Annotated in this window: 12 protein-coding genes; 4 read left to right on the forward strand and 8 right to left on the reverse strand. The window is 55.8% G+C overall.

Annotation, left to right across the window (positions count from 1 at the left end; genetic code table 11):
* Positions 1-23 precede the first annotated feature (23 nt).
* From M5J06_RS10860 to M5J06_RS10885, 6 genes are all read right to left on the reverse strand, one after another.
* Complete coding sequence (locus M5J06_RS10860; protein WP_070523578.1) at positions 24-1,277, reverse strand: ATP-binding protein; 1,254 nt, start codon at positions 1,275-1,277, stop codon at positions 24-26.
* A 209-nt stretch (positions 1,278-1,486) separates the two neighbouring features.
* Positions 1,487-2,068: a hypothetical protein gene (locus tag M5J06_RS10865; RefSeq protein WP_070597193.1), complete on the reverse strand. Its 582-nt coding sequence runs from the start codon at positions 2,066-2,068 to the stop codon at positions 1,487-1,489.
* 3 nt (positions 2,069-2,071) lie between these two features.
* Positions 2,072-2,644 (reverse strand): hypothetical protein, encoded by a 573-nt coding sequence (locus tag M5J06_RS10870; RefSeq protein ID WP_070523482.1) that lies wholly within the window; start codon positions 2,642-2,644, stop codon positions 2,072-2,074.
* Between the two features lie 30 nt (positions 2,645-2,674).
* Positions 2,675-3,949, reverse strand: coding sequence for a hypothetical protein (locus M5J06_RS10875; RefSeq protein ID WP_070597195.1), 1,275 nt, complete (start codon positions 3,947-3,949; stop codon positions 2,675-2,677).
* A gap of 269 nt (positions 3,950-4,218) precedes the next feature.
* The gene (locus tag M5J06_RS10880; protein WP_250224652.1) at positions 4,219-5,466 is read right to left on the reverse strand and encodes an arginine deiminase; all 1,248 of its coding nucleotides are present in this window, start codon (positions 5,464-5,466) and stop codon (positions 4,219-4,221) included.
* Between the two features lie 407 nt (positions 5,467-5,873).
* Positions 5,874-7,067, reverse strand: a complete 1,194-nt coding sequence (locus M5J06_RS10885; protein WP_083306827.1) for an ATP-binding protein — start codon at positions 7,065-7,067, stop codon at positions 5,874-5,876.
* Positions 7,068-7,386: 319 nt separating this feature from the next.
* On the opposite strand from M5J06_RS10885, the gene M5J06_RS10890 reads away from it, so the two are divergent.
* On the forward strand, positions 7,387-7,854 hold the full coding sequence (locus tag M5J06_RS10890) for an ASCH domain-containing protein (RefSeq protein WP_250224653.1): 468 nt from the start codon (positions 7,387-7,389) through the stop codon (positions 7,852-7,854).
* Positions 7,855-7,884: 30 nt separating this feature from the next.
* Here M5J06_RS10890 and M5J06_RS10895 read toward each other — a convergent pair whose 3' ends face one another.
* Both M5J06_RS10895 and tcuA read right to left on the reverse strand, forming a co-directional pair.
* Positions 7,885-8,529 (reverse strand): GntR family transcriptional regulator, encoded by a 645-nt coding sequence (locus tag M5J06_RS10895; protein WP_250224654.1) that lies wholly within the window; start codon positions 8,527-8,529, stop codon positions 7,885-7,887.
* Between the two features lie 70 nt (positions 8,530-8,599).
* Positions 8,600-10,117, reverse strand: coding sequence for an FAD-dependent tricarballylate dehydrogenase TcuA (gene tcuA, locus M5J06_RS10900; protein WP_250224655.1), 1,518 nt, complete (start codon positions 10,115-10,117; stop codon positions 8,600-8,602).
* Between the two features lie 175 nt (positions 10,118-10,292).
* Between tcuA and M5J06_RS10905 the strand changes: the two genes are divergently transcribed.
* The 3 genes from M5J06_RS10905 to M5J06_RS10915 are packed head-to-tail and all read left to right on the forward strand — an operon-like array spanning position 10,293 to position 13,263.
* Positions 10,293-11,273 carry a Bug family tripartite tricarboxylate transporter substrate binding protein gene (locus M5J06_RS10905; RefSeq protein WP_250224656.1) on the forward strand — a complete coding sequence of 327 codons (981 nt, stop codon included), beginning with the start codon at positions 10,293-10,295 and terminating at the stop codon, positions 11,271-11,273.
* A gap of 2 nt (positions 11,274-11,275) precedes the next feature.
* On the forward strand, positions 11,276-11,917 hold the full coding sequence (locus M5J06_RS10910; protein WP_250224657.1) for a tripartite tricarboxylate transporter TctB family protein: 642 nt from the start codon (positions 11,276-11,278) through the stop codon (positions 11,915-11,917).
* Positions 11,917-13,263 carry a tripartite tricarboxylate transporter permease gene (locus M5J06_RS10915; RefSeq protein WP_284150887.1) on the forward strand — a complete coding sequence of 449 codons (1,347 nt, stop codon included), beginning with the start codon at positions 11,917-11,919 and terminating at the stop codon, positions 13,261-13,263. The genes M5J06_RS10910 and M5J06_RS10915 overlap by 1 nt, the downstream gene beginning before the upstream one ends.
* The last annotated feature ends 89 nt before the right edge of the window (positions 13,264-13,352 follow it).

The following is a 13,352-nucleotide window of genomic DNA, read 5'->3' on the forward strand; positions in this document are numbered from 1 at the left end:
CGGCGGCCGTTCGTTGTCGCGGTTTAGCCGTGCCAGAGCGTCGAGATTGGCATTGCCCAGAGGTTTTCACCCATCGGCAAGACGTCCTTGCCTGTGTACAAGACAATTCCTGCGCGGAAAGAATCACCAGCTACCTGCTGAAGATAGCGCAGGCCAGCAAAGTCCTTCGGCTGGATCGACATTGCGGCTTTGACCTCCACGCCAACAACGTCCCGGGATCGTGATTCCAGCACAAGGTCAACCTCTTTGCCAGTAGAAGTCCGAAAGTGGAAGAGGCGATAATCAACTGATGACCATGCTTTCTGCTTCAGAAGCTCGTTGGCAACAAAGGCTTCGCAGATGCCGCCGCTAAGCGTGCTGGAAATGTTCATCTCCAATGCCTCTGGCTCGAGGCCTGCCAGACTTGTGGCCAGTGCGGTATCCGAGAGGAAGACCTTAGGCTTAGAGATAGCTCGCTTCTCAAGATTTGTTCCCCATGATGGTAATTGGTTAATCAAGAAGACATCATTCAGAGCAGCTACATAGGTAGGGACTGAGCGTTCGGGAATGTCGAGTGCACGCCCAATGTGCGCCGCTACAAGTTCCGCGGTGCCTTGTGCAGCAAACTTGGCGAGAAGATTGTGTAAGCGGTCAGGGAATTGAATGCCGTAGAGCTCGGCAGCGTCTTTTGACAAGACTCGCTCAATATAAGCATCGAACCACCGGTGTTGCCGTCGCCGACTAGAATCCCTAAGTCCTGGAAAACTCGGCGTGCAGAAGAGCTGGAAGTAGTCAGCCCGGGAAAGGGCGGATGCGGGTTGTACGCTTGCATCTTTTAATGACCACATTCGGCCTGCAAAGTCTTCGTGGATACCTAAACGTTCGCCCACGCTGAGGCCGTGAAGGCGAATAGTTTCTGCGCGGCCAGCGAGAGATTCTTCAGCTCCTGTGAGACTGAGGAGGTTGGATGATCCGGTAAGGATAAAACGACCCGGCCGTCGATCTTCTTCGAGTGCGCCTTTAATCGCGCGAAACAGCTCTGGTGCGCGCTGAATTTCATCTATGGCTAGTGTCCCTTCGGGGAGCTGTCTGACAAAGCCGTCTGGATCTGCTTTCGCAGATACCAGCGAAGCGCTCTCATCAAGGTTAATGAATCTATGTTCCCTACCTTCGAGTAATTGATGGACAAGGGTGCTCTTTCCTACTTGGCGTGCGCCGGAAATAGTCAGCACAGGTGTATCTGACAGAACTTCTTCCGCCAGTTCTAGTGCGTTTCTATGCAGAAAAGAATGAGTCATGGCCGTCAATCTACCTGCGGTGTTGCGGTTCTGCAAGATGTTCATTGCGGTTCTGCAATGCTCTCGTTGCGGTTCTGCAAGGTTCTCATTGCCGTTCTGCAATGCTCGCGCTGCCGTTTGATCACGCTGTGGAACGCCAAAAAGAGGGCACCCGCAGCCGTCGTGAAACGGCTTGGGGTGCCCTCTTCTGTGCGGCCTGGGGAGGTGAGCTAGTCCCAGACGGGGGCGTCGCCAAGCTGCAGCTCGGAATAGCGCGCCTCCGGAACGGTGGCGGAGTAGGGCTTGCCCACGGCCTCCCATTCCTGGTTGGTGTTGCAACGCACGTCCTGGCCGTCGGTGTCGAGCATGGTAAAGCCCCACACCAGCTTGCCCTGGGAGTTCGCTGGCAGTGTGTACGGGCCAACCTTCTGGTTCAGCTTCCAGTGCTGCTCGTGCACGTAGTTGAATCCGTAGGTCTGGGTCAGAACCTTGGCCAGCTCGCCCTCGCCCTTGATGGAACCGGAGACCTCGATGGTCTGCGTGCGGGCCTGGGTCACGGTGTGGCTGACCGGCACGGGCTCATCATTGCGGTTGGCCACACTAGCGGCATCAGTCTGCTTGAACCACCGGCGGGTGGCGGTGACGTAAGTGCCGTTCTCACCGGGCGTCGAGCAGTGCGTGCCCGGCTTGAAATCATCATTCCAGCGCTGCGGCAGCTCGAAGTCCCCGCCGAAGTCAGCGGCGTGGGCCACAGGAGCGGCCGCCAATAGGCTGAGCGCGGCGAAGGCGCTCGCGATGGACTTCTTCAGCACGTCTTAGCCCCAATCGTTGTTGTCGCGAGTGGAGACCTCCACGTGGCGCTCCTTCGGCAGGGTAGCGGTGAAGGTGCCGCCGTTGGCCTGCCAGGTGTTATCGGAACCGCAGATGGTCTTCTGACCCTCGAAGTCGGAGACAACCCAGCCGGCGCGCATGACGGCGGTCTTGCCCGGAGCAATGTTGTACGGGCCGACCTGCTCGCCCACCTCGTAGGACTGGGAGTCGGTGTAGCTGGAGGAGAAGGTGAAGTTGATCAGATCCAGCAGCTTGAAGTCAACGCCGGCGGAAACGTTCCAGGTCTTGGTCTTGGTTTCCTTGATGGAGCGGGTGACCGGCAGCGGCTCGTCGTTGTAGTTGGACACGGTCCAGGAGCCAGCGGAGCCGTCGAAGTAGGTGCGCTTGATCTTAACGGTCTGGCCGGTGTCACCCGGGTTGGTGCAGTGCTCACCGATGGTGGTCGGGTTGGCCGGGCCCAGGTCACGTGCCGGGAGGGCGTTCGCAGCCGGGGTAGCGATCAGGCCGCAGGCAATGGCCACGGCGGCGGTGGTGGAAGCAATCTTGGTCTTGAACATGGTGGATTCTCCTTGGGAAGTAAAGGGGGATTAGTAGATGGTCTGGGTTGGGACTGGGAGTTCGCGGTACTCGTCCGGGGTGACGTCCTCGGTGCGGGTGGAACCGTCCTTGCCCGTGATGGTGGCCTCCGCCCAGAAACCGCTGGGAGCGGTGGTCTGCTTGTAGTTGGAGGTCAGGCTGTACTTTCCGTCCTTACCGCAGTGGATTTCGCGGTAGTTGATGCGGGTCATGGTGGTGCCGTACTCCACGCGGACGCGCTCACCAGGGGCCAGGTCGATGTGCTGCAGCTCGGTTCCCACCGGCATGTAGGCGCGCTTGACCGCGCCAACGGATTCCAGCCAGCCCTTCGGGATATCGCCGCGGTTGCCCTGCCAGTTGGTGTACGGCGCGTGCTCGGCGCCGACGACGAAATCGGTGACCGGCGCGTACTCATAGTCACCCTTGGACCAGTTGAGGAAGTCTGTGGAGTAGCCCGGCTTGCGGAAGGTCGGCTTCACCGCAGTGATGTCCAGCGGGTACCAGGAGCTATCGCGGCCTTCGCAGGTCTCGCCTTCCTTGGGCCAGGATGGGTCGCGCTGCAGGTCCTCGGAAGGCTGCATGATTTCATCCTTCTTTGGGTCCGCGATCTTCTCCAGGCTGGGGCCGGACACGGAGGTGTAGTTGCCCTCGATGGGCTTGGAGTTCGCGCCCGGGGAGCGGGAAGGAATTTCCATGGCGAGGTCCGAAATCGAACCATCCGCCTTGATGATGTAGGCAAAGGCATAGCGCTCAGCCGGGCCCTTGCCGCGGATGACGTTGGCGCCGGGCATGTTTTCCAGGCGGTCATCGTTGCAGCCGACGAACATGGAGATGAAGTCCTTTTCCACTACGCCGTATTCCACGCGGAAGGATTCGCCCGGCTTCAGGGTGACGGGGCCGAAGGTTTCCTTCTCCTGCCAGCCGTTGCTCAGCTTCAGTCCGATGTCGGACTTGGCGGTGGTGTCCCACCCGGAAGGCATAGCGGCCTTGGAGTTGGCCTCAATCTTGTGGTTGGTGCCCGTTTCCACGGAGGCGGTGTATGGCACCTCCTGGTTCGTGGTGTTCTTAAACTGCAGGGTGCCGTCGCTCAAGTAGCGGCGGCCGGTCTCTGCGAAGTGCCACTCGGGCGTGGCGTTGTCTTCACCTGCTGCGCTGCAGCTCTTGTAGAGGTTGGTGATGGGGTAGGCCTGTGGCATGGGCGGAATGTTGGCCGCCTGTGCCGAGGGGGTAATTAATGCCGCGGTTGCCACCAGTGGTGCAAGCGCGCGCAGTCCCTTAGGGAGCACCTGTGTACCGTCCTTATATTTTATTAAGTGAAAAGTGAGAGATCTGTAGAATCCGCAATTATTTTAGGAGGCATGCAGGGGGTAGACAATGGATATAGAAAACGGCTTACGACGCTTGAAGAAAGTTAGTGGCGTTAAGTATTTGCTGGCCAGCCCATTGATCTTTCGTACACAAACTTCTGTATAACCCCGTGTGGGTGGGTTAGTGCAGACCCGGTCTCTTGACTTTATGGGATACGCGCACTGGTGGTTGGAAGCCGGAAAACCTTCTAGTAGTCCACCGCATCACGCACAATAGGGCAGGTCATGCAGTGCCCGCCCCCGCGCCCGCGGCCCAACTCCGCCGAGCCAATCTCTACAACCTCAATCCCGGCGGCGCGCAGCTTCTTATTGGTGTGCTTGTTGCGGTCATAAGCCACCACCACGCCCGGTTCAATGGCCACGACGTTATTGGCGTCATCCCACTGCTCGCGGGCAGCGGCATAGGTGTCCCCACCGGTTTCCACCACCTGCAGACTCCCGACGCCAAGCGCCTTGGCGACGACCTCGAGGAAAGACTGGGTGGGCAGTTCGACGTCGAAAGGCGCCGTGCTCGTGGAGGGATGCAAGACGATGGGTCGGATGGTGTTCACGACCTTGGGGTAGGCGGTGACCTTATCTGCATCCAGGAAGGTGAGCACGGTGTCGAGGTGCATCGAGGCGCGGTCGGCGGCCATGGCGGCGATGATGATCTTCTCGGCCGCGCCTTCCTGGAATAGGCGCATGGCCAGCTGGCTTACTCCCTGCCAGGTGGTGCGCTCACCCATGCCGACGAGGACGATGCCCTTTCCGATCGGCATGATGTCCCCGCCCTCCAAGGAAGCCAGGCCTGGCTCCTCATCGGTATTTCCGTACCAGAACTGAAAATCCGCCTGCGCAAACCGCGGGTGGTAGTTATAAATCGCTCTGGTCAGCAGCGTTTCCTGGTGGCGCGCCGGCATCCGCATGGGGTTGAGTGAGACCCCGCCATAAATCCACGCCGAGTTATCCCGCGAGTACTGGGTGTTGGGCAGCGGGCGCAGCGCAAACGCGGAAGGCCCGTAGACCTCTCGCATGGCGTCGATAGTTCCGTGGCCCAGGCCTTCCGGGATTTCGGCGAAGGGTAGCCCGCCGATGAGGAGCTCCGCCAGGCGTTTATTAGACATGTTCTCGAACCAGTGGCGCAGCTCGCCACCAATGCCGACACCAACGTTCTTATCCAGCAGCTTGAAGTCCAGGATGAAATCACGCCCGCCTGGGGTGGCCAGGGTTTCCTCCAGGAGCGTGTGCATCTCCAGCACCTCGACGCCGTAGCTGCGCAGCTTGGCGACGAACTCTGCGTGATGCTTCTTGGCCTCGTCGACCCAGAGGACGTCGTCGAAAAGCAGCTCCCCACAGTTGCTAGGGGTCAGCCGCTCGTGCGCGAGCCCCGGCGCGCACACCATGACTTGGTGGAGCTTGCCAACCTCGGACCAAACGCCCAGCGGGGGAGTTGTCATGTGCGTGAACCTTTCTTGGCGGGGTGTGCCGTGTTATTCCCTAATGCGGTGAGTAGGGACACCCGGGTGGTGACATGTGAACTAGACGACAATTCTAAGAAAAGTTCGCACTTTTTCAAGCTCCCGCAAGCCGAAGAAAGCCCACGTAGATGCAGGTTTTGCGGCTGTGTGCATACTATTATCCCCGTTTATTCACACGGCTCCGGCGCGCACATAGTGAGGTTCCACGCCGCGCTTGTCGACGCCTCTTCCTCCGCCACTGCGACAACACCTACGCTGGCAGGTGCTGCATTTCCCGGCGAGCCGGATGAATAACTTTGAGAGGAATGGAAACTCTGCGCGAATAGTAGAGATGTAAACGCGCGGGGGTAGGTGTGGCGTGCAGTCCGAGGGCGAGGGAGGCCTCGCTACTGGGCGTCGAAGTCCTCGGCTATGAGACTTGCCGCGTGCTCGCGGAGGTAGTCGCGTAAGTACGGCAAGGCGAAATCGACTTCGCCGTGGCCCGTGGTGGTGATCATTTCGGCGTCGAGAAGCCGGCGGCGATAGTTGCCTACATAAGAATCAGTCTTATTGAAGCGTGCCTTGATGTCCGCCATCTTGGAAGGGCCATCGCTTTGAGCCATGTAGACCAAAAAGCTTCGGTCGACGGGGGAGAGGTCCGACAGCGCTGGCTCATGAACAAGTTGGCCGAGCTTGCGCTGTGCTGTTGCGACTCCGCGCCGGGCAGCGTCGATAGAAATCTCGGTACCTCCGTCAGCGGTACGTTCCTTTTCCCTGAATGAGCACTGGCCGACGAGCTGGATCATGAATGGATATCCATGGCACGCCTCAACCGCGGTTTCCAAAGCGTCCTGTGACCATGAGGTGGCGGCGCTGTGAAGGGGTTCCTCCAGTGCTTCACGTACATCCGAATCGGAGACCCTGCCCAGCTCAATGCGGTTAGCGCGTCGAAGAAAGGTAACTGGATTGGTGTCGCCACGACTGTTCAGCTTCCCGGAAAGCAAAGGTCTAATTGAGGACGGGATGCCTGCCATGACAACGGAAATGTCCTCACCCTCGCGAACTAAATGTTGAATCGTGGCGCCGAACTCTATGAGCTCCTGGCTGCGTTGATGGTGCATTTCATCCAGTGTTACAAGAACACCACCGGGCTCCTGGCGGGATTTCCGGTCGAGCTCACGTTTATAGGCCAGTAAATCCTTGAGTGCATTGCGGAGCGAGTACGTGGACTCTGCGATAGCTCGGGTATCCCAATTGAGCCCGCCTCCAATGCCGAGGATAGAGACGTTGAGGCCTTTGAGCTGTTTCCTCTCCTTAGCCAGAAGCTGAATAATGCTGCTACGCAGTCGCTCAACAAAACCGGTCGTTGCAGTGTCACTGAGCGTGAGCCAACCGCGCTCGAGCGCTTCGTCTTCGAAGGCATTAAGAAGGACTGTCTTGCCGATGCCGCGTGGTCCGATGATGAGTGAGATCCTCTCATGGGCACCAGGGCCTTCATCGAGTGCAAAACCGAAATCACGAATGGCATCGCTGCGGCCAACCAACAGCGGGGGAGTGGCGCCGAGAGTAGCCGTAAAAGGGTTGGTGTGTTTCGGATTCATGTCCCTCACTCTAGACCACAGAGCTTTTGAAGTCTTGTGAAGTTTATGAATTTTGTGAATTCTTTGAAGTTTATGAAGAGCTTTGAAGTTTGAAGAAGGGCCTGCGTCGCTATTAATAGGAGGCAGTGGCGCGGCATGGAGCGATTGGGAAAGAAGTTGGTTTACAAGTTCTTTGTAAGGAGCATCTTTGGCGCAAGGGATGCGCCCGGACATCGTCGTGGATGAAGCGAGTTTGGGGGAGCGAGCATCGGGCCGGTCGGAACAGAAAGCGAGCGCGTACTCACTCAGCAACATTTAACTGGCCACGTACTGTAAACGTATGACTCAGGACGCTTTGAAACCTATAGCGGAACTGCTCCGCGGAGAGTTCGCCTTCCCTGGCCCGCTTCGCGACGCCCTCGTCACCGCCATTCTGAACGGCACGAAAACCACTACGACGTCCTTGTTGGCCGAGCATCCGCGCGACCACGACCCGTGCGAGGACGTGGGTACCCTTGAGGCCGTCCTCGACTCACACGACAACGTGGTGTGCGTCATCCGTACCACCGAGGTCCAGGTCTGCCGGCTTGCCGACGTTAGCGACGAGCACGCCATCGCCGAGGGCGAGGGCTACACCGATGCCAGCGAATGGCGCGCCGGGCATGAAGAATTCTGGCGCTCACCCGAGTTCGTTGAATACATCGGAGAGCTAGACATTAACGACGACACCCAGGTGGTGTGCCAGCGTTTTGCTGTTGATGGGCGGTATCCAGTTAAGACATTGGAGCCGTGGGGCAGCATAGTGTGAGTCATTGCTCTTTGTGGATTACTTAAATGGCTACCGTGTAGCGTCTCTGAAAGCAGCCTTGCGAAGCAGATCCATTCTGATTTCGCGGGCTGTGCTGAAATGCAATTTAGCGATTTCACGGGCTGCGGCAGCATCGCGATCATTTATGGCTTCGATCAGGCGTGCATGTTCCTTTAGGGCTTCCTTTTGTCGGTTATTTACGCTTAACGTCGACGTTGGGGCGTGAACCAAATGCGTCATTAGACGCTCAAGTAGATCGATAAGTACTGGGTTTTGGGAAGCTTTCCAGACGTTACGGTGAAACTCTAGGTTGGTTTGGATGAGTTCAGCATCTGTTGGTTTCTTCAGGTTTTTGTCTCTTTCTAGGAGCGCTTCAAGTGCGAGAATATCGTTCAAGCTCCGGTTTTGAGCAGCTTGACCAGATGCTTCGACTTCGAGGAGGATCCGCATATCGTAAACCTGGATCACTTGCTCCGGATCCAGACCTCGCACCTGAAGGCCACGATTTACACGTTCTGCTAATCCTGAGTCTTCGAGACGGGAAAGGGCATCTCTGACCGGTGTGCGCGATACTCCAAAGCGACTGGCCAATTGTATTTCTTTAAGCTGAGTGCCAGGTGGAAGCGTGCCGTTCAGTATTTCACTGCGCAGTTTGGCAAATATGTCTTCGCGCATTTCCTAGAGCCTCCGAAAAGAATTGCCCGGCCTAGCGGCCGGGCCTGTTTGTACGCCAATGTACTTCTAATTATGCAACACTACCTGCGCGGCGACCAAAGACGCATCCTGCTGCAAGGCCTGATCCACCAGGATAGTTAGTTGAGAACAGACCTCCAAGAGCTTCTCCGCAAGCAAGCAATCCCGGGATGACTTCGCCAGATTCATTGAGAACTCGTCCGTTATCATCGCCCTTCAAGCCGCCAAAGGTAAACGTAATGCCACAGGTAACCGGGTAAGCATAAAACGGTGCCTTATCAATCGGCGTTGCCCAGTTGGACTTTGGTGGAGTAACCGATGAGGCCTTCCCATCCTTGATGGTGGGATCGAACTCTGCATCGTTGACGTTCGCATTGAAATCGTTAACTGTTGCTACGAAGGTGTCTGGGTCAATTCCAATCTGCTTCGCTAGTTCCTCTAGGGAGTCTGCTTTTACCTCCGATATGCCGGGCATGTCGTATTCTTCGGTTCGAAGAGTGGGACGAAGGTCGGCGTCAAAGATCTGGTAAGCGACTGAGTTTGGCTGCTCTAGGATGACTTTTCCGTACTTCGCGTAGGTGTAGTTTCGGAAGTCTGCTCCCTCGTCTAAGAAGCGTTTACCCTCATCGTTGATGAGTAGTCCCAAGAAGTAAGACTGTCGGGTCAAACGGTTGGTGAGCTCGATATTGGATTCATTAATCTCGGGGTTTGCGTCCCACTGCACGGAGTGACAGGTCTCCCAGTCGCCGCCCTTTGCGGCGCCTATCTTAAGCGCAGCCTTGAGCATGTCGCCTACGTTGTAGAGAGTGCCGCGGACTCGTGCGTGTGCCCAACGCTCCCCAAGGTGTTCGGCGCGCATTTCGGGTGAGGCTTCGAATCCACCTGAAGCGATAATGGTGGATTCAGCGCGAAGTGCGAATTGCTCACCATCTGTTTCAGCTATGACTCCGCATACTTTGCCATCTTCAAGAATGAGATCTAGAGCGCGTACTCCATAGCGAATGTCTACGCCGTTGTTTTCTGCAACGCGTGTGTGATCTGCAATCAGTCCCACTCCGCCGTCAACATTTCCAACATGCAGTCCGCCCCAGAACAAGAATGAACCATCTGGGCGCTTGTAGGCTTGGCGTTCATACATCAAGCGGTACTTCAGCCCTAGTGACTTGAGCCAGCGAAGGGCATCGGCTGCTTCATTGACCAGGATATCTGCCATCCGAGAGTCAGTGCGTCCTTCGGTGACGCGTTCTAGGTCCGAGCGATACTCGTCTGGAGAGTAGGGCGGCACGACTGTGTTTTCGTGTCTTTCGTCGAACTCGACGAGATCCTTGAGATCGTCAAGTCCGTTATGGGCGATTCGTGTTGCGCCGGCGGTGAAGTAGGAGTTTCCACCGGCCCTATCGCCCTCGCCACGCTCTAGCAGAATGACCTTTCGGCCGCGTTCGGCAGCAGCGTGGGCAGCGCTAAAGCCTGCATTTCCTCCGCCGACGACGATGACGTCGGCGTCGAGAGTTTGACTAGTGGTTGAAAGATTGTCCGGCATGTGTGTCCTTCCAGCATCAATGGTGTGCATGTATCTCAATGTTTGAGAATAGATACAAACTAAGCAGAAAAGAGAACAATATGCAACCTCTTGTGCTGAAAGCTGCAATCGGGTAGAAAGTTTAAAAACATGTTTCAAGTCACAAGCTCTAACGGTAAGTGACATAGGACAATGGCGAGTCATTGTTCAATTCTAAGGAGGCGACATGGTTAATGCGTTGCAAGCCGCAACCGCAGTAATCGCTGTAGGAATAACTGGAACTGCAGTTTTTCAGTCGGCTAACAGCGCGAGCGTTGGTGAGGCTCGGTCGAATTTAACAATTATTGCGCCCGCAGCTGTTGGCGGCGGTTGGGATGGGTTTTCTCGGGAAGCTCAGCAAGTCCTGCGCGCGGATAGCCTCGTCAATAATGCAAAGGTCGTTAATATCCCTGGAGCTGGAGGAACTATTGGGCTTTCACAGTTTGTGCAAATGAAAGGGGAGGAATCAACGATCATGACTACGGGTGGAGTCATGATAGGCGCCGTTGAGCTGAAGGGGAGCGGAGCTACTCTCAAGGACGTGGTGCCGCTCGCACGCATGTCAGATGATTACTCGGCTTTGGTCGTTCCGGCTGATTCTGACTTCGAAACGCTGGAGGATGTTGTCACGGCGTGGAGAGCGGATCCAAAGGGGGTCTCGATATCGGGCGGATCCCTAGGATCCATTGATCATTTGCTCACTGGTGCTATCGCCGGAGAAATCGGAATAGATCCCAAAGATGCTAATTACATTGCATATTCAGGAGGCGGTGAAGCGCTGAACTCTCTTTTGAGTCACACGACTGATATCGGAATCTCTGGCTATAACGAAATTGCAGACCAAGTCGATTCCGGAACTCTTCGGGCGCTCGCCATCTCATCTGGAGAACGAATTGAGACAGCACCTGATTTGCCGACCTTTAAAGAACAGGGCATCGATGTAGAAATGTCTAACTGGCGTGGCTTCTTGGCCCCGCCTGGCATCCCCGAAGACGCTGAAGAGGAACTGCTGAAAATCATTGATGAATTGCATCGCAGTGAAGCCTGGGAGGAAGCGGTCCGTCGAAATAGTTGGACGGATGCCTACATGACTGGGGATGAACTCGAGCATTACATCGATGAGGAAACAGCGCGAACCAAAGAACTCATTGAACAGTTGGGAATGTAGAAATGAAAAGCAACAAAAGCTCCGTGCTGCGCGGACGCAGCGAACTAGTCATGGTTGCGCTTTTGGGAATTGTGGCCGTGGTTCTGATCTGGGGTTCATTCACCATGGAAGTGATGTCTGAAAGCAAACCCGGGCCTCAATTTACTCCCATGCTTTTGGGCGTTCTGACAGCTGTATTTGCAATAGCCTTGGCTTTTGACGTTATTCGTCGTCCAGAAGTTGAGCAAGAATCCGATGCTTTAGACAACTCGGGAGTCTACGAGATGTCTATCGACATGCTGCATGACCTCGCGGGTATGAAGCACAGTGAAGATTCTTTCTTGCACGAGGAATTGTTGAATCGGCATAGCAGGAAGGGGAATGCCGAGATAGCGACCGATTCCAAGGCCCGACCGATCGTTAGTTCTGACTGGAAAACCCTAGGCGCAGTCTTAGCGTCGGTTTTGGGCTTTATTATTTCGCTGCCTTACCTGGGTTGGGTGCTGGCTGCCGCCGCACTGTTCTGGCTGATATCGCACTTCCTAGGCTCGACGCGACCAGTTTTTGATATCTGGGTTTCGTTAATCGTGGCGTCCGTCATTCAACTCATTTTTGGTGCCCTCTTGGGATTAACACTGCCGACCGGATTTATAGGAGGCATCTAATGGAACAGCTCGGACTTTTGTTTGAAGGCTTTTCTTCCGCCATAACGCCTTACAATCTTCTATTCGTGTTCATCGGAGCGGTGCTTGGCACGGCTGTAGGAGTTCTACCTGGGCTTGGTTCCTCCATGGCGGTGGCACTGCTATTGCCTATCACCTTTGCGCTAGACCCCACGGCCTCGTTCATTATGTTTGCCGGTGTCTATTTCGGCGGATTGTTTGGCGATTCAACCGCGGGAATTCTGCTAAATACGCCCGGTCAGTCTTCAGCCATTGCATCGACCTTTGAAGGTCACCGAATGGCAAAGAATGGCCAGGCAGCAAAAGCGCTTGCGACGGCTGCAATCGGTGCCTTCGTTGGTGGTCTTTTCTCCACCATCATTGTTGTCTTCATGTCTCCTTATTTGGTGAAGATGGCGACTCAATTCGGGCCCGCGGAGTACTTTGCGCTCGCCGTGTTTGCGTTTGTAGCAATTTCTTCCGTGGTGTCAGAGTCCGTTATCAGGGGACTTGGGGCGCTCTCGATAGGTATCGCTCTTTCTCTCGTAGGAATCGATGGACCGTCTGGAACTTCACGGTTCACTTTTGACCAGCCTGGGCTTTTCGATGGCATCGATATTGTCGTCATCACGGTTGGATTGCTGGCACTGGGAGAGGTCTTCCATATCGCCTCCCGAATTCGAAAAGAACCAGAAGCACACAAGCTGACTACCGGTGGCATCGCTCGTCTTTCAGGAAAGGATTTTAGGAAGGCGTTGCCTGCTTGGATTCGTGGCACCCTTTTTGGCGCACCGTTCGGAATGATCCCAGCGGGTGGTGCTGAGGTTCCCACGTTCTTGGCATATGGCACCGAGAAGCGCATTGCTAAGCACAACGGCGATAAGGAATTCGGCACGACAGGTTCAATCCGTGGTCTTGCTGCGCCGGAAGCCGCAGGAAATGCTACGGCAGGAACCGCGATGGGAACCCTGCTTGCTCTTGGTTTGCCAACCTCTGCGACAGCTGCGATCTTGTTGGCTGCTTTCCAACAGTACGGAATGCAACCGGGACCTTTGCTCTTTGAGCGTTCCGGCAATTTGGTGTGGACTCTACTGGCTTCACTATTCATTGCCCTGTTTGTATTGCTAGCGTTGAACCTCTTCTTAGCGCCAATGTGGGCGCGTTTGCTCTACATTCCAAACCACTACCTGTATGCGGGCATCGTCATCGTCGCGATGCTGGGTGTTTACGCGATTTCTTCTTCTATCGTCGACCTCCTGCTTCTCTTTGCCCTTGGCTTCCTTGGTTTCCTAATGCGTCGTTATCAAATGCCGATTGTTCAGAAGACTGAAATGGTAGCGGTGTGGTGAGTATCTGGTAGCGCCTGAGTGAGTATCCGGTAGCGGTGTCTTACTCAGGCGTTGTTGGTGGTTATGTGTTGGTGGTGAGGCGCATGTTT

This window comes from Corynebacterium intestinale, assembly GCF_023574125.1.
In the GTDB taxonomy this organism is placed as follows: domain Bacteria; phylum Actinomycetota; class Actinomycetes; order Mycobacteriales; family Mycobacteriaceae; genus Corynebacterium; species Corynebacterium hesseae.